This window comes from Mycetocola sp. Y171 (assembly GCF_056713165.1).
Genome location: NZ_JBWYGX010000002.1, coordinates 1149237 through 1171444 on the forward strand (window position 1 = coordinate 1149237; position 22208 = coordinate 1171444).

At 67.2% G+C, this 22208-nt stretch carries 19 protein-coding genes; 6 read left to right on the plus strand and 13 right to left on the minus strand.

Annotated elements, in window-relative coordinates:
- Together treY and glgX are read right to left on the minus strand one after the other, a co-directional pair.
- Positions 1-2331, minus strand: coding sequence for a malto-oligosyltrehalose synthase (treY, locus tag AC1M2K_RS15195; protein ID WP_480241578.1), 2331 nt, complete (start codon positions 2329-2331; stop codon positions 1-3).
- The gene (glgX, locus tag AC1M2K_RS15200) at positions 2328-4538 is read right to left on the minus strand and encodes a glycogen debranching protein GlgX (protein ID WP_480236323.1); all 2211 of its coding nucleotides are present in this window, start codon (positions 4536-4538) and stop codon (positions 2328-2330) included. The genes treY and glgX overlap by 4 nt, the downstream gene beginning before the upstream one ends.
- Positions 4539-4813: 275 nt before the next feature.
- Here glgX and AC1M2K_RS15205 point away from each other — a divergent pair, with 275 nt between their 5' ends.
- From AC1M2K_RS15205 to AC1M2K_RS15215, 3 genes are all read left to right on the plus strand, one after another.
- Positions 4814-6010, plus strand: a complete 1197-nt coding sequence (locus AC1M2K_RS15205; protein ID WP_480241579.1) for a baeRF2 domain-containing protein — start codon at positions 4814-4816, stop codon at positions 6008-6010.
- A gap of 66 nt (positions 6011-6076) precedes the next feature.
- Complete coding sequence (locus tag AC1M2K_RS15210; RefSeq protein WP_480241580.1) at positions 6077-6475, plus strand: DoxX family protein; 399 nt, start codon at positions 6077-6079, stop codon at positions 6473-6475.
- Positions 6476-6501: 26 nt separating this feature from the next.
- Entirely contained in the window at positions 6502-7011 is a 510-nt protein-coding gene (locus AC1M2K_RS15215) for a mycothiol transferase (protein ID WP_480241581.1), read from the plus strand.
- Positions 7012-7015: 4 nt separating this feature from the next.
- Here AC1M2K_RS15215 and AC1M2K_RS15220 read toward each other — a convergent pair whose 3' ends face one another.
- The 4 genes from AC1M2K_RS15220 to AC1M2K_RS15235 form a co-directional block, all read right to left on the minus strand.
- On the minus strand, positions 7016-8377 hold the full coding sequence (locus AC1M2K_RS15220) for a maltokinase N-terminal cap-like domain-containing protein (protein ID WP_480241582.1): 1362 nt from the start codon (positions 8375-8377) through the stop codon (positions 7016-7018).
- A 63-nt stretch (positions 8378-8440) separates the two neighbouring features.
- Complete coding sequence (locus AC1M2K_RS15225; protein ID WP_480241583.1) at positions 8441-9220, minus strand: alpha/beta fold hydrolase; 780 nt, start codon at positions 9218-9220, stop codon at positions 8441-8443.
- 64 nt (positions 9221-9284) lie between these two features.
- Positions 9285-10163: a hypothetical protein gene (locus tag AC1M2K_RS15230; protein ID WP_480241584.1), complete on the minus strand. Its 879-nt coding sequence runs from the start codon at positions 10161-10163 to the stop codon at positions 9285-9287.
- Positions 10156-12801: an ATP-binding protein gene (locus AC1M2K_RS15235; RefSeq protein WP_480241585.1), complete on the minus strand. Its 2646-nt coding sequence runs from the start codon at positions 12799-12801 to the stop codon at positions 10156-10158. The genes AC1M2K_RS15230 and AC1M2K_RS15235 overlap by 8 nt, the downstream gene beginning before the upstream one ends.
- Before the next feature lie 159 nt (positions 12802-12960).
- On the opposite strand from AC1M2K_RS15235, the gene AC1M2K_RS15240 reads away from it, so the two are divergent.
- Positions 12961-14667, plus strand: a complete 1707-nt coding sequence (locus AC1M2K_RS15240; protein WP_480241586.1) for an NAD(P)/FAD-dependent oxidoreductase — start codon at positions 12961-12963, stop codon at positions 14665-14667.
- Positions 14668-14685: 18 nt separating this feature from the next.
- Here AC1M2K_RS15240 and AC1M2K_RS15245 read toward each other — a convergent pair whose 3' ends face one another.
- On the minus strand, positions 14686-15531 hold the full coding sequence (locus AC1M2K_RS15245; protein ID WP_480241587.1) for a DUF72 domain-containing protein: 846 nt from the start codon (positions 15529-15531) through the stop codon (positions 14686-14688).
- A 4-nt stretch (positions 15532-15535) separates the two neighbouring features.
- Complete coding sequence (locus tag AC1M2K_RS15250; RefSeq protein WP_480241588.1) at positions 15536-15973, minus strand: MSMEG_6728 family protein; 438 nt, start codon at positions 15971-15973, stop codon at positions 15536-15538.
- Positions 15974-16072: 99 nt separating this feature from the next.
- Here AC1M2K_RS15250 and AC1M2K_RS15255 point away from each other — a divergent pair, with 99 nt between their 5' ends.
- Complete coding sequence (locus AC1M2K_RS15255) at positions 16073-17125, plus strand: ATP-dependent DNA ligase (RefSeq protein ID WP_480241589.1); 1053 nt, start codon at positions 16073-16075, stop codon at positions 17123-17125.
- A 108-nt stretch (positions 17126-17233) separates the two neighbouring features.
- Here AC1M2K_RS15255 and ligD read toward each other — a convergent pair whose 3' ends face one another.
- Complete coding sequence (gene ligD, locus AC1M2K_RS15260) at positions 17234-18283, minus strand: non-homologous end-joining DNA ligase (RefSeq protein WP_480241590.1); 1050 nt, start codon at positions 18281-18283, stop codon at positions 17234-17236.
- Positions 18284-18424: 141 nt separating this feature from the next.
- Between ligD and AC1M2K_RS15265 the strand changes: the two genes are divergently transcribed.
- A complete protein-coding gene (locus AC1M2K_RS15265; protein WP_480241591.1) occupies positions 18425-19258 on the plus strand; it encodes a class I SAM-dependent methyltransferase in 834 nt (277 codons plus the stop codon).
- Between the two features lie 80 nt (positions 19259-19338).
- Here the strand turns inward: AC1M2K_RS15265 and AC1M2K_RS15270 are convergent, their stop codons facing one another.
- The 4 genes from AC1M2K_RS15270 to AC1M2K_RS15285 form a co-directional block, all read right to left on the minus strand.
- Complete coding sequence (locus tag AC1M2K_RS15270) at positions 19339-20367, minus strand: ScyD/ScyE family protein (RefSeq protein WP_480241592.1); 1029 nt, start codon at positions 20365-20367, stop codon at positions 19339-19341.
- A gap of 184 nt (positions 20368-20551) precedes the next feature.
- Complete coding sequence (locus AC1M2K_RS15275) at positions 20552-21040, minus strand: N-acetyltransferase family protein (RefSeq protein WP_480236309.1); 489 nt, start codon at positions 21038-21040, stop codon at positions 20552-20554.
- Between the two features lie 4 nt (positions 21041-21044).
- Entirely contained in the window at positions 21045-21614 is a 570-nt protein-coding gene (locus tag AC1M2K_RS15280; RefSeq protein WP_480241593.1) for a GNAT family N-acetyltransferase, read from the minus strand.
- 38 nt (positions 21615-21652) lie between these two features.
- The gene (locus tag AC1M2K_RS15285; protein ID WP_480241594.1) at positions 21653-22198 is read right to left on the minus strand and encodes a TetR/AcrR family transcriptional regulator; all 546 of its coding nucleotides are present in this window, start codon (positions 22196-22198) and stop codon (positions 21653-21655) included.
- Positions 22199-22208 lie beyond the last annotated feature (10 nt).

The window sequence follows — 22208 nt, forward strand, 5'->3', positions numbered from 1 at the left end:
TCAGTGCCCCATCGCTCGGTTGTCGTCGAATTCGTCTGCGACGAGCAGCGCGACCGGGTACTGCCGGAGCAGGTCGGCCAGTCGCACCGAGCCGCCCCTGTGCCTCTCGCCCGTGAGTGTGTCGATCCAGGACCTGCCGGCGATCTCCAATGTCGTGTCCGCCCATCCGCCCGCAGCCTCGAGGCCGAGCGGCAGTCGGGTCGCCACCGTGACGGCGTCTCCGCGGTCGAAGGCGACCACGTGGTCGGCTGCCGCTCCGTACGCGGGCACAGGCAGGTAGCGGGAGAACCAGTCGGGATGGTCCCGACGCAGCCGGAGTGCCCGCGACGTCACGAGCAGCTTCGCCGCTCCGGTCTCGTCGACGGCCGGCAGCCAGCCCTTGTCGATCTGGGACAGGTACTCGCGACGCACGTCGAAATCGACGGGCCGGCGGTTGTCCGGGTCGACGAGGGAGGTCTCCCACAGCTCGCTGCCCTGGTAGACGTCCGGGACGCCAGGTGCCGTGAGCTGGATCAGCTTCGCGGCGAGCGAATTGGACCAGCCCGCCTGCGAGATCCGTTCGACGAGTCCGGAGACGATCCCTGACACACGGGAATCCTCGAAGACAGCGGCCACGAGGCCGTGCATCCTGGCTTCGAAGGCCTTATCCGGCTCTGTCCACGTGGTCGATGTGCCTGCCTCGCGGGACGCCTTCTCGGCGTACGCGTCGAGTCGTTCCTGCGAAACGGGCCAGGCGCCGAGAACCGCTTCCCAGAGCAGTTTCTCGAACGGTCCGTCGTCGAGTGGCGCCAGCGCGCGCAGCTCGTCGAGTGTGGCTTCCCAGTCGGCGGAGATCTCTGCCAGCACGGAGATCCGGGCGCGGACGTCCTCCCCGCGTTTCGTGTCGTGGGTCGACAGGGTCGTCATCGACGCGGGCAGGGTGGCCTGGCGGTGCTGCTGCCTGGCGTGGAACTCCGCGACGTCGATGCTGAACTCTCCGGGGTCCGCGCCGACCTCGTTGAGCGAGGTGAGACGGCTGTACCGGTAGAACGCGGTGTCCTCGACGCCCTTCGCCATCACCATTCCGGAGGTCTGCTGGAACCGGATCGCCGCTGGATGCTCGGGGTCGGCGAGCACAGGGACCAGGGCGTCGACGACGGACGCCAGTTCAGGGCGCCTCTCGCGAGCGGTGAGTGCGGCGTGTTCGAGGTGTTCGATCCCGAACGGCAGGTACGAGCGGTACACGGGAAAGGCTGCCAGCAGTTCGGCGATCGCGTCGTCGGCACCGACGATGTCGGGAACCAGCCGCGCGAGCCGCAGGACCTCCGAGCGCAGGATGCCGTCGGCGATCCGTCGCTTGTTCTCATGGACGAGCTCGGGCCAGAGGGCGTCGATGTCCGTCGTCGTCGTTCCCTCGAGTCTGCCTTCGAGCGCGTCGAGGACGGGCTTGCCGGCTGGGTCGACGAGGACGCGATCGATGTCGCCGAGGGCGTCGTAGCCGGTGGTGCCTCCTGTGGCCCAGCTCGGTGGGAGCTGCTCGTCGCCCTCGAGGATCTTCTCAACGAGGACGTACGTTCCTCCGGTCGCCGCCTGCAGGGCGTCGAGGTAGCCGCCCGGGTCGGCGAGGCCGTCTGGGTGGTCGACCCGAAGTCCGTCGACGAGTCCCTCACGGACCCAGCGGACGATCTCCGCGTGTGATTCGGCGAATACCCACGGCACCTCGACGCGGATGCCGGCGAGCGAGTTCACCGCGAAGAAGCGGCGGTAGTTGAGGTCGGCGTCCGCACGGCGCCAGTCCACCAGTTCGTAGTTCTGCCGGTCGTGGACCGTCCTGGCATCCGCGCCGTCGTCCGCCGATCCCGGTGCGAGCGGGAACGCGTTGTCGTAGTAACGCAGCTGTCCGTCGACGATCGTGAGAGCGTCGAGTTCGCCGTCCCCGTCGCCGAGCACTGGGATGCGGATGCGGCCGCCCGCCGCCGCCCAGTCGACGTCGAAGGCCTCTGCATACCTGGACTCCTCGCCATGGGTGAGGAGGTCCCACCACCACGCATTGGCTGACGGCGTCGCGACGCCCATGTGATTGGGGACGACGTCGACGAGGACGCCCCTGCCCGCAGCCCGAGCGATGGCCGAAAGACCGGCGAGCCCCTCTGCGCCACCCCTCACGGGGTCGATCCTCGAGTGGTCGATCACGTCGTAGCCGTGATCGGACCCGGGTTCGGCCACGAGAAGTGGAGACAGGTACAGCCAATCAGCCCCGAGCGACGTGACGTAGTCGGTGAGGTCGGCGGCCGCAGCGAGGTCGAACCCTTCACGGATCTGGAGACGATAGGTCGAGAGCGGGAGTCTCATACGACGGCGCCAGGGCGGACTTCGGCCGGCGTCGTGAGCTGGGATCCGCTCAGCACCGCCAGCGAAGCCGCGACCGAGTGGTCGGGTTCGGCTTCAGGCTTCTTGTATGCGCGCATGACGAGCATCGACCGGGCCGCGACGGACTGCAGGGCACCTGCCGGGCGAGCGACCGAATCGGCGCCCTCCCCCGCTGTGTCCACCACGATCTCCCACGCTTCGGAGTATTCCTCCGGCGGAAGCGTGAACTCGGCGTCCTCGGCGTCGGCGTTGAAGTAGAGCAGGAAGTTGACGTCGACGACGTTCTGACCCCGGGCATCGCGCTCGCGGATGCCCTGGCCGTTGAAGAACACTCCGACGGTCTTGGCGAGTTCCTCGTCCCAGTCCTCCGGCTGCATCTCTTCGCCTTCGCGGTTGAGCCACACGATGTCCGACAGCGGTTCGCCCTCGCCGCGCCGGACAGGGCGCCCGTCGAAGAAGCGGCTGCGACGGAACACCGGGTGTTCTTTCCTGAGCCGCGCGACGGCTGCGGTGAACTCGATGAGTGGAGCGTCCGCCTGGTCCCAGTGGACCCAGGTCAGTTCGTTGTCCTGCGCGTACCCGTTGTTGTTGCCCTGCTGGGTCCTGCCCAGTTCGTCACCGTGCAGCAGCATCGGGACTCCCTGCGACAGGAGCATCGTCGCAATGAAGTTACGCTGCTGCCTGGCGCGGAGGCCGAGCACGACGGGGTCGTCCGACTCGCCCTCTTCACCTGAGTTCCACGAGCGGTTGTGCGATTCACCGTCGTTGTTGCCTTCGCCGTTGGCGTCGTTGTGCTTCTCGTTGTACGACACGAGGTCGCGCAGCGTGAAACCGTCGTGCGCGGTGACGAAGTTGATCGAGGCGACGGGGCGACGCCCTGAGTGCTCGTAGAGATCTGCCGAGCCGGTGAGCCTGGACGCGAACTCCGCAAGGGTCGAGGGCTCCCCGCGCCAGAAATCGCGAACCGTGTCGCGATATTTGCCGTTCCACTCCGTCCACTGCGGCGGGAAGTTCCCGACCTGGTAGCCGCCGGGGCCGACGTCCCACGGCTCGGCGATGAGCTTCACCTGCGAGACGATCGGGTCCTGCTGCACGAGCTCGAAGAAGGTCGACAGACGATCGACCTCGTACAGGTCGCGCGCAAGGGCGCTGGCCAGGTCGAAGCGGAATCCGTCGACGTGCATCTCGGTGACCCAGTAGCGCAGCGAGTCCATGATGAGCTGCAGGGAGTGCGGGTGCCGGACGTTGAGCGTGTTCCCCGTGCCCGTGTAGTCCGTGTAGTACCGCATGTCGTCTTCTTCGAGGCGGTAGTACGCCTCGTTGTCGAGCCCGCGGAAGGACAGGGTCGGTCCGAGGTGGTTTCCCTCTGCCGTGTGGTTGTAGACGACGTCGAGGATGACCTCGATGCCTGCGGCGTGAAGGGAACGAACCATTCCCTTGAACTCCTGGACCTGCTGGCCGGCCTCGCCCGTGGAGGCGTAGTCGCTGTGAGGGGCGAAGAAGCCGATGGTGTTGTAACCCCAGTAGTTGCTCAGGCCCTGGTCGAGGAGGGTGGAGTCCTGGACGAACTGGTGCACCGGCATCAGTTCGATCGCGGTCACGCCGAGCTTCTGCAGGTGCTCGATGGTCGCGGGGTGGGCGATTCCGGAGTACGTGCCGCGCTGGGCTTCCGGGATGGCCTCGTTGAGCTCGGTGAGCCCCTTCACGTGGGCTTCGTAGATCACGCTCTGGCTGTACGGAACACGGGGATGCCGGTCGCCCGCCCAGTCGAAGAACGGGTTCACGACGACGCTCAGCATCGTGTGAGGGGCGGAGTCCTCGTCATTGCGTGAGTCTGGGTCTCCGAAGTTGTAGGAGAACAGCGCCTGGCTCCAGTCGTTCTTTCCGCAGGTCGCTTTCGCGTACGGGTCGAGGAGAAGCTTGTTCGGGTTCGCGCGCTTGCCCCGGCTCGGGTCGTATTCGCCGTGGACGCGGTAGCCGTAGCGCTGTCCGGGCTGGACTTCGGGGAGGTAGCAGTGCCAGATGAAGGCCTCGGATTCGCGGAGTTCGATCCGGGTCTCCGTTCCGTTCTCTTCGTCGATGAGGCACAGCTCGATCTTGTGTGCTGCTTCGCTGTACACGGCGAAGTTCGTGCCACTGCCGTCGTACGTCGCACCGAGGGGGTATGCGGTTCCGGGCCAGGATTCCATCGATCTCCTTGTCAGAGGCTCCACCCGCGAATACTCGCGCGGTGTGGGTACAAATCTAGTTCGTCACCCCGCGGTCGGCAGATTCGTCCGGATTCCCTTCCCTTTCCGCCCGACGGCTGATAGGCGCGGTCGCCTGCCCGGACCCGACGGGGAGGCGAGTGGGACTTGTGCCGGTCGGGCTGCACGAGTTTCATGGAAGTGATCGCGACACCGTCGAGCGGTCGTCGTCACGGCACGACCCCGGGTGGAGCTGACACAGCCTGGAGGGGAACATCATGGCCGATCGACCAGCGCAGGAGAACGAGACCGCAACCAGGGGCATCCAGACTGAAGAGGCGAGAACCTGGGCAGCACTGTGGCGCCGGGACAGTCGCTCCACCGTCGTGCACGCAGACGCCGCCGCACTCTTCGACGGCTCAGGGCAGGACGCCGAAGCCCGCAGGCAGTCCGTCCAGGACACGCTCGCCGCCGGCGGCGCCCCCGCCGCCGACCGCCGTGTGGTCGACCGGATCCTGTCCGAACCGACCGGTGTCGGCCGGCCGTCCTCCCGGTTCCTCGTCGTGACCGACGGGGAGCCCATCATCGACGAGGTCCTCGCTGGGCCGATGGCATCGGCCGAGATCGTGGCGTACACGGCTGTGCCGAATCTCCTCCCCTTGCTCATCGGTCGCGGGAACGACGCGACCTACCTCATCGCGGAAGCCGGACGGGAGGGCGGCGAGATCCATGTGTTCCGCGCCAGCCAGTCGGCCATGTTGCACCGCACGGACGTTCAGGGCCGCACGGACAGCCTCAACAAGGTGCAGGCGGGCGGGTGGTCGCACAGCCGCTACCAGCACCACTCGGAGGAGATCTGGAAGCAGAACCAGAACCAGCTCGCCGACGCCGTCGACTCCCTCGTGCGGGAGCTCCGCCCCCGGCTCGTCGTCCTTGCCGGGGACCTGCGCGCCGTGCAGCTGCTCGCCGAGGAGCTGTCCCCCGCGGCGAGGGAGATCTCGACGACCGTATCGTCGCACGTCAGAGCAGCCGGTTCGTCACGGGGCGCCCTGAACGAGCACGTCGCGAAGAAGCTCGACGAGCTGCAGGCTTCGGACGAGGCGGCCGCCGTCGACCGGCTGTCTGCTGGCGACTTCGAGAACGGCGCCGTCGGGGTCGGCGCGGTCATCCACGCCCTTCAGCAGGGTCAGGTTGAGACGATGCTCCTCGATCCCGAAGCGGTGGGCAGTCGGAAGCTCTTCGCGCTCGCATCGGAGCCCTGGGTCGCGTCCGCACCGGAAGAAGCACTCGGAGCCACCGTGCTCGAGTCGGTGCCCGCTGCCGTCGCGCTCGCACGCGCCGCCCTGGTGTCGGACTCCCGGCTGATGTTCGTCGGGCCAGGACGGCTGCCGGAACGCGCGGGGGTCGCGGGCGTCCTTCGCTGGCCGACGGGCCCTGCGATCCCCGGCACGCCGAGGTGGACACAGACCCGGTAGCCCGATCGCACGGCACGCCCAGACACCACCGCGCCGCGGCGGCCATGCATCGCCTACTGTGGCTGGATGAGTACGAAGACGGCTCCCCCGCGTTCCAACACGGCGAGCACGCTGCTCGCCTGTATGTTCGCGGTGACCGGAGCGATTCACTTCCTGCGCCCCGGCGTATTCGATCCGATCGTGCCCCGTCTCCTGCCCGGCTCCAGCCGGTCCTGGACGTATGCATCGGGCCTGGCGGAATGGGCCCTCGCCGGACTCGTGGTCGCCCGTCGCACGAGGAGCATCGGCGGTCTGCTCTCCGCGGTCTTCCTCGTCGCGGTGTTCCCGGCCAACATCCGCACGGTGCGCGTGGTGCGCTCCCAGCCGATGGCGGCACGGGTGATCGCCGTGCTCCGCCTGCCGTTGCAGCTCCCGCTCATCGCGCTCGCCTTGCGTGTCGGACGAAGCGGCCCACCAACCACCTGACATCCACCGACATCCGAGGAGCACACATGACCGGTCCTGAATTGCTGACGGATGCCTTCGGGCGCGTCAGAGAGGGAGTCCACCGCGCCGTCGACGGCCTGGACGCGCGCACACTGATGGCGCGCATCGACCCGGACGCGAACACGATCGCGTGGTTGATCTGGCACCTCACCCGGGTCCAGGACGATCACATCGCCGATCTGGTCGGCACCGACCAGATCTGGCTGTCCGCCGGCTGGGTGGACCGGTTCCGGCTTCCGCTGCCCGCGGCCGACACGGGCTACGGCCACTCGAGCGATGACGTCGCCGCCGTCGTCGTCGAGTCCCCTGACCTGCTGCTCGGCTATTTCGACGAAGTGCACGACAGGACGGCACACTTCCTCTCCGGCCTGTCTGACCGCGACTTCGACCGCATCGTCGACGAGAACTGGACGCCGGCTGTCACCCTCGGCGTCCGCCTGGTGAGCGTTCTCGCCGATGACCTCGAGCACGTCGGGCAGGCCGCGTTCGCCCGCGGAGTGTTGTTGCGCCGCTGAGCGGTCAGCGCGCGCGGGCGGCCAGCCTGCGGAGGGCGGAGAGCGGAATCGGTAGCCAGTCCGGCCGGTTGCGGGCTTCGTACACGGCCTCGTACACGGCCTTGTCCATCTCGAACGCGTCGAGAAGCTCCCGGTGCGCCCGAAGATCGGTGCCGGACTCCTCGATGTAACCGCTGAGGAAGGCGCGCCTCGACGCACTGGTCCAGGCAGATGCCTGCTCCGTGCTTCCGAGCGATCCGGCCACGTAATCGAAGCTGCGGAGCATGCCAGCGACGTCCCTGAGCGCGAAGTCTGGCCGGGACCGTTCGAGCATGGGGCGGAGCGGCTCGCCTTCGAAGTCGAGAAGGATCCAGTGGCCGTCGGCGAGGAGGACCTGCCCGAGGTGGTAGTCACCGTGGATGCGCTGCAGGGCGGGCCACTCGAGGGACCCGACCGTGGCGTAAAGATTCTCGATCACGTCGCGGAGTTCGGCGATGGCCGGGACTTCGTTGATGGCGAGCTGAAGCCGTGACTTCCAGCTTCCGAGCGTTTCGGCGATGTCGGATGGGGTCGGCCCACTGGTGCCGAACGACGTGGCGAGGGTGCGGTGCACCTCGGCCGTGACGACACCGAGGTCGAACGCGCGCTCGGTGAAATCGACCCCGGTTTCTCCGGCGCGCAACGCGAATCGCCAGGCGTCCTCCGCCCCTGCGAGGAATTCCTGGGCGAAGGCGAGGTGGCCGCGGGCGCGGCCTGCCGTCTGCCCGATGTCGTCCCACTCCCCGACGACGCAGCCGATGGAGTGCGGCACGCTCGCGGACCCGGCAGCGGCGATGGCCGACTGGAGCACCACATCGGGGTTGTCACCGTCGTGGAGGGCACGGAACACCTTGCAGATCACCCTGAGGGGTCCTTCCGGTGTCGTCACCCGGTAGATGATCGAGGTGTTCGACTGCTCGCCGGTGAGGACGCGCGCAGCGAGGATAGCCGAGATCTCGAGGGCGCCGAAGGCGCGCCCTGTGGCATCGGCCCCCTCCGACTCCGCGGTGGCGTTCGCCGTGATCATGCGCAGGAGGGCTTCGGCATATGCCGGATCGTGCGGCCCGTCGTACAGGTAGACGGTCTCGTCCCCTTCAGGGAACCGCCCGATCAGGGCGCCGTCGGCGTCGGGGAGCGGAGTCGTGCGCTCGGTGACCGGCACCTGATAGAGGACAGGGTCAGCACCGCTGTGGTCCATGATCAGGTGGGTGTGCACACGAGCGTCGTCCGCTGGGATCTGCCAACTGCCGATGAGCTCGAGTTCCGGAAGGCGCCCTTTGCTGGCAAACCAGCGTTGGGAGCCCAGCCAGGGGGCGATGAGGTCGAGGTGACTCGTCAGCAATGACATAGTACGAAGACTATTACGCCCACCCTTCAGACCGGTCCGCCGCCCCGCGGGGTTGACAGGCTTTCACCTGATGAGGAAGTCGGAGATCTCCTTCGCCATGACGGCGGGCTCCCACCCGTGGTTCCTGGCGTCGATCCTGCGCTGGGTGGCATTCGGCAGGGCCGCGACGATCGCGTACGCTGCGGGCGGGAAGATCGGCTGGGTCTCTTCTCCGACCAGCACGATCACGGGAACGGTGACTCCGGCCCACTGGTCGGAGAACGTGCCCCGTTCGGCCTTCTCCAGCACGGCGGCGTCGTACGCGAGGGTGTGAGCGATCGACAGCAGAGTGGGCCAGGCGGCGCTTTTCCTCGCACCTTCGAACCACTGCGGCGGCATGTCCCTCATGAAGAACGCGACGGTCCCCTCGCGATCGCCGGCGGCGAGGCGTTCCCGGAGACCGGCCAGATTCTCGGAGCCGTCACTCTCCAGGTCGAGCGGCGGCTCCCAGAGCACGAGCTTCGTCACCCCCGGCAGGGCTGCGGCGGCCCAGAGGCAGAGGACCGCTCCGGACGAACTGCCGTACAGGGCCGCCGTACCTCCGACCACGGCGAGGAGGGCGCCGATGTCCTCCACCTCCCGGTCGACGTCGTATGGCAGGCTGTCTGTGCTCTCTCCCCGGCCGCGACGGTCGTAGGTGACGGCGGTGAAACCGGATGCCGCAAGGCGGTGCGCGACCTCGGCGGACCCGGTGTCGAACGCCCGGAACTGATTGGCGCTCCCGACGAGGATGATGGCGGGGCCGGACCCCTCGATGTCGTAAGCGATACGGGTTCCGTCTGCGGATTCCACGAACTCGGTCATCTGCACTCCCGGTGTCGGTGTCGGTGTCTGTGTCGGTGTGCGCGGTGGCACGGACCGCTCGCGTTCACGATTCTGCCGGCCCACGCGTTCGGCGAGCGCGGCGCTCGCAAAACAGGTACAGCCAGGCGTACGCGACCAGCGCCAGGACCAGCGTTCCGACCACGGGGACTGTGACGGGGTTCTGCCAGAGAAGCTGGTCCCGGCAGAGGAGAACTGCGAGGTTGAGAAAGACCAGGCTGACCAACTGTGCCTGGAAGATCCATCTGAAGGCGGTCCACCGGGAATCGACCAGCAGCCACACGTGCACCGTACCTGGCAGGGTGAGAACCGTTCCGACCACGCGCGCTGTCAACGGCGTGACCTCCCATGCCCACGCTCCGACGGCCACCGTCGGAGCGAGAACCAGCACAAGGCCGGTCACCAGCGACGCCGCTCCGAAAACGGCGAGGAGAATTCGCACCGGCCGGGGAATCGTCGTGTCGACGGCATCCGGTCTGCCGGGGTCCGCGCGCCAGTTGATGATCAGGACGCTGAGCAGGAGGACCGGAGTGACGAGATAGAGCGTCGCCCAGGTGATGAACGAGATGTGGCCGAAGTGAAAACGATCCCAGTGCAGCACCGTGGCGAGCGCGAGGAGCGTGGCGAAGAGTAGTGCTCCAGGGAATCCGTATTTCACGCGGTGCCAGCGTCGCTGCCTGAGGACCTGGATGAAGAACCAGATGCCACCGCTGTATGCGGCTGCCAGAACCATGGCAGTGAGAGGGGGCTGGATGGTCCACGCGAAGAGTCGCTCGGTGTCGGCCGGGAAGAGATAGAGCAGGACGAACGCAGCCGCAAGGAAGGGCAGCACGAGCACGGCGACCGCTCTGGTGAGCGGTCGGATGCCGTCATCACCGCGTACGGGCCGGGTGCGACCCGGTACGGAGGGATCAGGGTCAGGCATCTTTGAGGTCTCCTTTCAGGGGCGGCTCATCGACGGGAAGTCGAAGGGCTTCTTCGGCCGCCGCCTTCGCCGAGAGTGTGCGTCCGGCAGCCCGGGCCTGCTCGAACAGCGCTGCCCGCTCGCTCTCGAGGATCTGTCCGACCCACTGCTGGTGGAACGAGAACGATGGTGCGTTGTAGAGGCCGGTCTGTTCCCTCAGCCGTTCGGAAGCTCCGAGCAGGCGCCCGGCACGCTCGACGTCGCCCAGGGAGGCCGCTGTCGCCACCATGCCTTCCAGGCCGTATGCGATTCCTTCGTCGTGGGCGAGGCTGAGCGACAGGCTCAGGCTTTCATCGAACGATGCCTGCGCGGCTGGAAGCGCACCGACAAGAATCTGCGCCCAGCCGAGGTGATGCAGGGCAATGGCCTCGCTGAGTTCGTCCGGCTGCGCCCGGGCGAGGTCGAGGCTGCCCTGGAACCGCTCGAGCGCTCTCTGCACGTCCTGTTGCAGCAGCGCGACCCGGCCGAGGGTGACGAGCGCCATCGCCTCTCCCCAGGTGTCACCGGCGTCCCGGAACAGCGCGAGGCTGGACTCGAGCTGGTCTCCTGCCCCGACCGGGTCCGGAACCGGTGATGTGAGCAAGGCGAGCGCCAGGGAGATGCGGGTCAGCGCCTCACTGGGCAGGTCCCCCGTCCGGCGGAACAGTTCGACACTCTCGATCAGGCCGGGCACCACCTGCCCGTCCGGGTCCTGCCAGAACGTGATCGCACGCGAGTAATACAGCGCCACCGCGCGGCTGAAGTCGGCAAGCGGTGCCCCGGATGAGAGAACGGATTCCATCCAGCGGCGCACCTCCCCGTGGTGGCCATCGATCCACCAGAAGATGTACAGCGTCCACGCGAATTCTGCGGCGCGGTCCCAATCCTCCCGTTCGAGGAAATACCGCTCGGCCGCCCGGAGATTGTCGGTGTCGTCAGCGAGCCGGCGTACCCACTCATGCTGGAGGGGGCCCTCCAGCCTGCTCTCGGCTTCCTGACCGAGTGCCAGGAAGAAGCTGGCGTGGCGTTCCCGCATCTCCGCCAGGGAGCCGTCGGCGTCCAGCTGCTCGAGCGCGTAGGCGCGCACCGTGGCGAGGACGGTGAAGTACGAGCGGTCGCCGCGGTCCTGCTGGCTGACGAGGCTGCTGTCGACGAGTGCCCCCAGTGCCGTGAGCGTATCCGCCGTGCCGGTGGGGTCGTAGACCGCCTCGCAGGCTTCGAGTGAGAACCCGCCTTCGAACACGCCGATCGTGGCAAGCAGGGTTTTCTCCGACTCCCCGAGCATCTGCGTGCTCCACTCAATGGTCTTGCGAAGCGTCTGCTGCCGTGCGGGCAGGTCACGCGGACCGTCACCCAGGAACGGCAGCAGACGGTCGAGTCGCTCGAGCATGACCGCTGGCGACAGCACTCGGATCTTCGCTGCCGCGAGCTCCAGCGCGAGGGGCACGCCATCGAGGGCGGTGCAGATCCCGACGATCGCGGCCACGTTGGCCGGTGTCACCTCGAAGTCAGGCTTCACCGCGTGCGCACGCTCGATGAACAGGGCGGCGGCTGGCACTCGTACCACTGCGTCTGGTGTTGTCGGGACCCCGGCGTCGGGCACCGGCAGGGGTCCGACGGGAAAGCTGTGTTCAACGGACACCCTGAGGAGAGTGCGGCTGGTGACGAGAAGGGTCAGGTCAGGAGAGGTGGACAGCAGTTCGGTCAGCGTGGGCGCTCCACCGACGATCTGCTCGAAGTTGTCGAGTACGAGGAGCATCCGCCGGTCTTTCAGCGCCATGGACAGCTTCTCGATGACGGGGGTGTCACCGATGTCGCGCACGCCGAGAGCCTGCGCGATCGTGTTCGCCACCAGTGTCGGGTCGTGCACGGGCAAGAAGTCGACGAATTGCACGCCGCCTGGAAATGCGTCGCTCACCCTGTCGGCGGCGGCGATGGCCAGCCGGCTCTTGCCGATACCGCCAGGACCGGTGAGGGTGAGCAACCGGGTCGACCTGCTGCGCAGCATCCGTTCGAGAGAATCGAGCTCGCTGTCTCGACCGATCAGTTCGGTCAACGGCGCAGGAAGGACCACAGCGTCGTCCGGACCGAGCACAGCGGGGGGCTCATCGGGCAGCACGACGGCGGGCTCCGCGCGGCTCTGGTCGAACCGCTCCGCCAACAGCGTCGCGAGGTCCGCCTCGAGGAACGCCCTCAGCTCCCTGGGCTCCGTGAAGTACTTGAAGGATGCTGTGTCGTCGGACCGGATGCGGTCGAGCAGTTCGGTGAGGCGCGGCTCGCGGCCATCGGCTGTCTCGCGGATGTAGATGAGCTTCGGCATCGCCCGCGGTGAGAGCAGGTACTCGTCGGCGAGGCCGGACACGTCTTCCCCTGGCGCAACCCACCCGTAGCGGTCTCCGTAGAGGCCGACGAAGACATCGCTCTGCTCGAGGTACGAGCGATAGAGGTCGCGCGGCGGGTGCGGTCTGGCGCCGAGCTCGAACATCACCGGCGCCAGGTGCAGCCGTTCGATGGCGGCGCGAGCAGCCTTGCGCTCAGGCGCCAGCTCCTTGAGGGTCGAACTGACGAACACGCGCAGACGCTGATCGGGCGTCCGGATCGCCCGCGACGGAGGTGTCATGATTCGAATTCTGGGCCGATCCGCTCGTCGAGTCCAGCCCCTTCAGTCACTCCGACCGGTGGTGCCAGCCAGCAGCCCGGAGTACACTCGCCCGCAGAAATCGACGCGGCACCACCGCGAGGCACGCGCGGACCTGGCCGGGACGGGGCGGAGGACGTGATGACGGTCGACAACGGCGGGGCACGGGTGCCGATCATCCTTACCTGCGCGGCGGACGCGGCCATCCGTGACCGGCTCGTCGCCGAGCTCCGCCGTCGCTACGCCACGGACTACCGCATCACGGCATCGGCGAGCGCAGCCGAATCCGCCGGGGCGCTTCGCTCGGCGTCTACAGCAGGCGATCCGGTCGCGCTCCTGCTCTCCGACGACCTCACCGAGGACGAGGACGGCAACACCGTCTTCGACGTCGCCAGGCGGCTGTTTCCCGATGTGCGCCGCGGTCTCGTCATCCGGTGGGGATCCTGGGTCGACTCGTCCGTCGCCGAGTCGATCCTCACGGCCATGACGAGGAGCCAGATCGACTACTACGTCATCCTGCCGAGGCGCAGTCCTGACGAATACTTCCACCGCACGGTGACCGAGTTCCTCCTCGAGTGGGAGCGGGCGGCCGCTGATCACCCACCCGACGCCGTGGTCCTCGGGCGTGACGCTCTCCCCCGCGTACACGAAATCCGCCGTTTTCTCTCGCGCGCCGGCATCCGGTTCCGTTACGCCGAACCGGGGTCACCGCTCGCGCGGACCACAGCGGAGGAGACGGGGACGGCCGAGCCGGATGCCCCCGCCGTCCGGCTCACCGATGGCCGGCTCCTCGTCGACCCGGACAATGCCGAGCTGGCCGAAGCGGTCGGGCTCAACACCGTGCTTCCGACAGGCACTGTCGACCTCGCCATCGTCGGCGCGGGCCCAGGCGGACTCGCCGCTGCCGTCTACGCCGCCTCCGAGGGGCTGGACACGCTCGTCCTCGAACGGGAGTCGATCGGCGGGCAGGCAGGTTCCAGCTCGCTCATTCGCAACTATCTGGGATTCTCCCGCGGCGTCTCAGGGGCGGAACTCTCGGAGCGCGCGTACCAGCAGGCCTGGGTGTTCGGTGCCCGGTTCGCCCATACGAGGGCGGTCACCGGAATGCAGATCGACGAGGACGGGTTCCTGCTCGACGTCGGGACGGACACCGTGAGAGCCCGTTCGGTCGTACTCGCCAGCGGAGTGTCGTACCGTCGACTGGCCATCGCCGGGCTCGACCCGTGGGTGGGTTCGGCCGTGTTCTATGGGGCGTCCGCCGTCGAAGCCAAGGCACAGTCCGGCAGGATCGTCCATGTCGTCGGCGGCGGGAACTCCGCCGGGCAGGCCGCCCTGCACCTGGCCCGCTACGCGGCATCCGTCTCGCTCATCGTTCGCAGCGAGAACCTCGCCGCCAGCATGTCGCAGTACCTCATCGACGAACTCACCGCAGCGGGCGTGACCGTGATCACCCAGGCCAAGGTCGTCGGAGGGGGTGGGGATGGAGACCGGCTCGACCATCTCGTGCTTCGCCATCGGGTCAGCGGCGAGGAGACGACGGTACCGAGCAATGCCCTGTTCATCACCATCGGTGCTGCCCCGCACACCGACTGGGTTCCAGCGGCGGTGCTTCGCGACAACTGGGGATTCGTCTGGACCGGAAGCGACGTGGTGCTCGAGGGCGGCAGGCGGATCTGGTCCCACGAGAGGCCGCCTGGGGCTCTTGAGTCGTCCGTCCCCGGCTTCTTCGCCATCGGCGACGTCCGGCGCGGCTCGGTGAAGCGCGTGGCCTCTGCCGTCGGCGAGGGCTCTGTGGTGATCTCTTCTGTGCACGCGTTCCTCGCCGAGCGTTCGGCGCCCCGTCGCTGACGCCGGTCGTGTCGAAACTCAGGGGTGTCGCTCCGCCACGAGCTCTCGCAGCCGCATGGCGTCGTACGGCGCGCGCACCTTCACGTCGTTGTCGCAGTACACGTACACATCCCTCGGTCTGCCGTCCGGTATTCCCGCGCCGGTGAGCCAGCCCCCGATCCGATCGGCCCACGTGCGCAGCAAGGCGTCCGGGTAGCCGCTGACGTAAAGTTCCTGTGCCCCGTGGAGCCTGACGTAGACGATGTCCGAAGTCACCGTGAAGATCTGCGGAAAGTGCCCGGCACTGTCCGCAACCACGATCGCGACATCGTTCTCGCGCATCAGCTCGACGAACTCCTGGCATTCGAAGCTCGGATGCCGGACCTCGACCGCATGCCGGAGTGGCCTGTCCGCATCTGTCCGCAGCCACGATCGCCCATCGAGGCGTTCGTCGTGGCCGCGCGCGACCTCGACCGCGGCGGCGGTGGTGCGCGGGAGTGCGTGGAGAAATGACCGCATGAGACCCGCGTCGAATGCGAGGGTCGGTGGCAGCTGCCAGAGAAGCGGACCGAGCATGGGGCCGAGTGCGAGGACCCCTGAGGCGAGGAAGTTCGGCAGGGCCGTCTCGATGTTCTTCAGCCGGAGGATGTGAGTGAGATACCGTCCGCCCTTGACCGCGAAGACGAAGCCATCAGGCACCTCTGCGGCCCAGCGCTGGAAGCTCGCCGGAGTCTGCAGCGCGTAGAAGGAGCCGTTGATCTCGACGGAGTTGAGACGTTCTGCGACGAACGCGAGCTCATTCTTCTGGACGAGGCCCTTCGGGTAGAACACACCCCTCCACGGTTTGTACCTCCAACCGGAGATGCCGATGAAAGCGGTGGCCACGGTCCTACCGGGTCTCCGTCGGCCAGACGTATGGAAGGTCGTGGGGAACTCCGGGAAACAGTCCGCCGTAGTGTTCAGGGTCCTTCCGGAGAAGATTCGACCTATGACTGAGGTGGAGGGCGTGGTTCCCGAGCCAGGGCGGCAGGTCCAGCTCGTCCTGGCCGAGCGTCTCCACCTCCGGAGCGAATTCGAGGATCTGCGGCCGGACCGAGTCGGCGTGACCGCGCTCGATCCAGGCATCCGTCATGTCGAGACCGTACCGCGTCAGTGCGGGGACGTAGCCCCGCCACATCTTCGCCGCCGGGTGGTGGCGCCAGCCGTATGTGGGGATCGTGACGGCTCGCAGGAGTTGCAGCGCCTCGACACGCTGCTTGCCGAGTCTGGCGCGGTCGAGGACGCGGGCGCTGTCGACGAATGACGGATACGGGAGGAAGGTCTGCACAGTGCCAGAACGCTAACACCGGCGATGCCGCCCGTCATGAGGGTTGACGTTCACCATCCGGCCCTGTCGCCGGAGCCGTCACTCGGGCAGGATCGACCCATGGACTTCTCGCCTGCCGCCCTTCCCGCCCCCATGCTCGCCAAGGCGGTGGATTCCGTTCCCGAGCCCGACAGCGTCGCGGGCGGACTCAGCTACGAACCGAAGTGGGACGGCTTCAGGGCGATCGTCTCGTTCGACGGCACGACCGTGGAGATCGGCAGTCGTGGCGCCAAGCCGCTGACCCGGTATTTTCCCGAACTCACGGATGCCCTCGCCCGATTCCTCCCCTCCCCCTGCATCCTCGACGGTGAAATCGTCGTACCGAGCGGGGAGCCGGGTAGCCAGCGACTCGACTGGGAGGCACTGTCCCAGCGGGTCCACCCGGCCGCCAGCCGGATCGCCATGCTCTCTGTTGAGACGCCGGCGATGTTCGTCGCGTTCGACCTCCTGGCGCTCGGCGACGACAGCTACCTCGACACCCCGTTCGCAGAGCGGCGAGCCGCGCTCGAGTCCTTCGTCGGCCCCCTCGAACATCCGCTCCACCTCACCAGGACCACGACCGATGTGGCGCTGGCCCGCGACTGGCTCGTCGAGTTCGAGGGGGCAGGGCTCGACGGTGTGGTCGCGAAGCCCCTTGCGGAGCCCTACTCCCCCGGGAAACGGCGGATGCTCAAGGTGAAGCACCATCGGACGGCCGACGTCGTGCTACTCGGCTACCGCGTACACACCAGCGGACAGGGAGTCGGGTCGCTCCTCCTCGGGCTCTACGACGCGGACGGGAACCTGCAGGGCGTCGGCGGGGCGTCGGCATTCAGCAACGTGAAACGCCTGGAGCTCGTCGACGAACTGGCGCCTCTCGTCGTCCGCGGTGATGACGGAGCCGCCGTGACCGGCGAGAAGGATCGGAGCCGATTCTCGTCCGGGAAGGACAGGACCTTCGTCCAGCTCGAGCCCAGTCGCGTGCTCGAGGTCAGGTATGACCAGATGGAGGGCATGCGGTTCAGGCACACAGTGCAGTTCTTCCGCTGGCGCCCTGACCGTGAAGCGACATCGTGCACCTTCGACCAGCTCGACCGACCGATCGCGTACGACCTCAGCGACGTGCTCGACTAGTCAGAGCTCACGCCGACAGGAAGAAACTGTCCCCAGCGACGCTCAACAGGAAGAAACGCCGGATCTGAGTGCGTGCCTCCTGTTGAGCGTGCAGGGCGACGTACTCGACTAATCGATCTTCTTCTCGTCCTCGTCCCAATTCTTCGCGTTCTTCCTGCTCGGCTGCACACGGGGTGGCTCCCCCGGCATCTTCGGGAAGTCTGGCGGGAATGGAAGCTCGCCGAGCCCATTCGAGACGTCCCGCTCCCACCACTCGAGCAGGACGTCGATGGTGCCGGGCTCGTCGTGCATGTTCTCCCACGGATCGCCGACCCTCGTGAGGCGTTCAGGGACGGTGAGGATCGTGAACGCCGTCGGGTCTGCACCCTCGAGTTCAGCCCAGTCGAGCGGGCATGACACCGCAGCGTGTGCGAGAGCACGCGGGCTGTACGCCCCGGCCATCGTCCGATCGCGGTTGGCCTGGTTGAAGTCGACGAAGATCCGTTCTCCGCGCTCTTCCTTCCACCAGTTCGTCGTGACCGCGTCCGGCATCCGACGTTCGAGTTCCCTGGCCGTCGCGATGACGGCGTGCCGCACGTCGAGGAACTCACGAACAGGTTCGATCGGCGCGAATACGTGGATGCCGCGGTTGCCGCTGGTCTTGACGTAAGCGGTCAGCCCTGCCTCCTCGAGGACCGAGCGCAGCTCGAACGCGGCGGGAATGGCATCGGCGAAGTCGGTGCCCGGCTGCGGGTCGAGGTCGATGCGCAGCTGGTCCGGATTGTCGGAGTCGCCGGCGCGCGACGGCCACGGATGGAACACCACGGTGTTCATCTGAGCGGCCCAGACCGCCGCCGCCGGTTCGTCGAGGACGAGCTGCGGATGGGACCGGCCGCTCGGGTACACAACGGGAACGGCACGGACGTAGTCCGGGGCTCCCTTCGGCGGGTTCTTCGAGAAGAACTGTTCGCCGTCGATCCCTCCCGGAAAGCGCTGCAGCGAGACGGGTCGGTCTCCGTTCGCCCGGATAAAAGCGTCACCGACACCGATGAGATAGCGGGCGAGGTCGAGCTTGGTGATGCCGGGCTCCGGCCAGAGGACACGGGTGGGGCTGGAGATGCGCACCTCGCGTTCGCCGTTCGGACCAGGGACCGGAAGCACAACTGCGTCGTTTGCCATGTTGACAACCTACCCGCGTGGCAGGCCGACGGGCCATGGGCATCGCACAGGGCCCCCTTGTCGGAAGGATCGAAGCGGCGCATCCTGAGGGAGAAAAAGCCGGCGGCATGGTTCAGCGCCGCCCGAACGAAAGGAAGAACGATGACGGATGTCATCACAGATACGGATGCCGATCGCGCGTTGAAGGCCAAACACCGCTCCATGTGGGCACTCGGGGATTATCCGACGCTCGCGTCTGACATCATCTCCGAACTCGGCACGACCATCGTCGACGCCTGCGGGATCGGACCCGGGCAACGCGTTCTCGACATCGCAGCCGGGTCAGGCAATGCAGCCATCCCGGCCGCTCAGGCCGGTGCCAGCGTCGTCGCCAGCGACCTCACCCCCGAACTCCTCGACGTGGGTCGCCGGCGGTCGGAGGAGCTCGGCGTCAGCCTGGACTGGAAGCAGGCGGATGCCGAGGCGCTTCCGTTCGCAGACGGGGAATTCGACACGGTGATCTCCACGGTCGGCATCATGTTCGCGCCGCACCACGAGGTCAGCGCTGCTGAGCTTCTCCGAGTGTGCAGGCCAGGAGGCACGATCGGCCTGATCAACTGGACGCCTGAGGGCTTCATCGGCCAGATGTTCGCGACGATGAAACCGTACGCGCCGCCACCGCCACCCGGGGCGACTCCACCGCCGCGATGGGGTGACGAAACCCATGTCCGTTCGCTCCTCGGCGACGCAGTCACGGACGTCACCGCGACTCGGAAGAACCTCGCGGTGACGATGTTCGACTCTGGTGAAGCGCTTCGCGACTACTTCAAGGAGCGCTACGGTCCCACGATCGCGACCTACAGGAACATCGGTGACGACGCCGAACGCGTCGCATCTCTCGACCGCGAACTGGCGGAGCTCGGCCGCCGGCTCGATCGCGGGTCAGGTGCCATCGACTGGGAGTACCTGCTCGTGACCGCTCGGAAGAAGGGCTGACCCGCGGACGCCGCCTCCGTCCAGACAGGGAGGACCCCGCCTCGACTGCACCGAAGCGGGGGTCCGTCTGTGTGTGCGTGTCAGCGGTGACTGTGCCCGCGGCACTCCCCCTTCCCCGTCACACTCGTGATCTTCAGCACCTCGCCGTTCAGGGTCACGACATACGCGTTGTCCCTGACCAGCTCGACCGAGGTCGGCCAGTCGAGCGCGCCTGCGACGACGGAGAAGGTGCCGTTGCGATTGGCCTTGAGCAATTCACCGCTGTCGGGCTTGCCTGGCGCGCCTTCGGGATTGTTCAGGACCGAGTCGCCCTGGGACACCGCGAAGAGGCGCCCACATCGGCTCAGTTCGACATCCACCAGGAGGCTGTAGCCGGCGGCCACAGTCCGCACCTCAGCTGACCTGGCCTTCAGCGGGAATGCGACCACCTTGCCATCTGCAGGGACATGGGGAGACGGCCCTGCCTCTGCGAGATAGACCGTGCGGCCGGAGACCTCCAGACCCGTCGGGACGATGTTGCCGAATGTCATCGCTTCGGAGATCACTCCCCGATGAGACACGAACAGGACGCGGTTGTGGTGCCCGTCGCTGACGAGGAAGCCGCCCCTCACGGTCTCAAGGGCGAACTGGACGCCGCTCGCGACGAAGAAGTCGGTGTCAGGCGGGTTCGCGACCGACCAGGCCCCGATGTCCGCGACGACGGTCCAGCTGTCGCGGTCGTCGATTCGGTAGATGCCGCTGATGCTCGTGCCGCCGAACGAATCAGCGTCGACGAGCGTGACGAGCGCGTATGCGGTGCGACCCACGAAGGCCACGTCGATGGCGCCCCCGAGGTCACCTACTCTCTCCGGCAGGCCGCTCGCGAAGGTGGAGGTCCGCCCTGTCCGCAGGTCCACCCGGGTGATCTCGCCGGTCAGTCCTTCGGGGACGTATAGTGCCCCGTCAGGGCCTAACGCGCTCCCGCTCGTTCCCTCCAGCCCGGAGGCGAGGACGGAGACCGTGGGTTGATGGGGTTTCGGTGTCGCAGTTGCGACGCTCGGCACGACGAGTGCCGGCAGGAGAAGTGCCGCGACGGCGGCACCGAACAATGCTGTTCGTGAGGTTTTCATTGGATTCTCCGGTGGTTATGTGACGTGACCGGATGTTCGTGGGTGCGGGGAGGCCATCCCGGCGTTCGTCGCTTTCCCGCTCTCTGGCCACGGGATTCAGTAGCTGCAGCGCGGTGTTAACGCGCCCATACTGCTCCCGGCCGACCAATGCGTCAACCCGTCACTCCAGGTCGGGCAAGGGACGTCAGAGGGCGCGCTTGAAGCCGGCGTGTGACTGTTCGAAGCCCAGTCGCTCGTAGAACCGGTGAGCGGCGGCGCGGGACCGGTCGGAGGTCAACTGCACCAGGGTCGCACCGCGTCGCCGTCCCTCATCAATGGCCCATTCGATCATCGCGCCACCGACGCCAATCCCTCGCAGGTCGGCGTCGACACGGACCGCCTCGATCTGGAGTCGAGTTGCTCCGCCTCGAGCCAGGCCGGGAATGAACGTCAGTTGCATGGTGGCGATGACGCCGCCGTGAGCATCGGTCCCCACGACGAGAAGGTGCGCCGGGTCGCCGTCGATCGCTCGGAACGCCCGCTCATAGCCGGCTCGATGCGCGTCGGCCGTCGAGTCGACGTTTGCGCGCAACTGGTCGGCTGCGAGAAGGGAGACGATGCCGGGAACGTCGGAGAGACCGGCCCGGCGCAGCGTGATGGTCTGGTCGCCGAAGTGGAATGCCGTGAGAGTCACGACGTCATTCTTGCAGGGTGGATGTGGCATCTCCCCCCGGCCGGGGCCGACTCCGAAGGGCAACGAGGTCGTATCTCCACGCGTTCACGCGGATCGGTGTGCCCGGCGGGTACTCGAAATCTTCCACCCCGCTGAGGTCGAAGCCGAGGGCCAGGCAGAGGGCATTGGACGCCGTGTTGTCGACCCGGGGAAATGCCACGACGACATCCCTGTCGCCGTGGTCAGCAGCGTGATCGAGACACGCTGAGAGTCCCTGCGACGCGAAACCGTGGCCCTGATAGGCGGTTGCGACGCTCCAGCCCGACTCGTAAACGTGAACATCGTGCCAGGACGTCGTCCAGTATCCGACCGACCCGACGGCTTCGGCGATGCCCTCGGCGTGGATCGTGAACATGCGGGCCTCTCCTGACTCCCACAGTCGAAGGAATTTCGCCTGACGCGCGACGATTTGCCCGGGGGTTTCCGGCCCGCCCAGAAACTGCGTCATCTCCGGAGTGTTGCTTCTTTCGAGCACCGGCTGGTCATCGGCGCCCCACGGTTCGATCCACACGCGGACCTTCTCTCGCGAGCTCATGCTGCCGAGCATACGACGACCGTCCGACACCTTCGAGTTCAGTGCAGGGCGGCACGGACCACGAGTTCGATCACCGCGCGGGGGTCGGTCTCGTCGTGGCGGGCGATCCGATGGAGGATGACACCCTCAGAGCATGCCATGATCGCAGCTGCTCCGGGCTCCGGATTCGTGGCACCCATCCGCGCAAGCATCCCGACCGTTGCGGCCTCCATGGCGACACGCCCCCTGGCCAGGGCTTCCCGCAGGTCCGGGTCGTTGCTGGCCTCGAGGAACACGACGAGCCGCGCGGTCGTGAGCGTCCGCCCCTGGCCCGTGGTGGCGTCGAGCAGCGTGCAGAGGGCGTCGATGAGTTCATCGGCGGTGGCAGGGAGTTCCTCCGCCGCCTCCACCTGGGGTAGCTCGCGATCGATGATGCGCTCGACCACGCCGGCGAGAAGCGCCGCCCGTGTACGGAAGTAGTTCGACGTCGATCCCCGTGGCAATGTGGCCTGGTCGTCGACCCTCACGTGGGTGAGAGCCCTGAGGCCCTCGGTCCCGACAAGCTCGATGGCCGCGTCCAGGGCACGTGTTCGTGTGGTCGTCATCCGAACACGA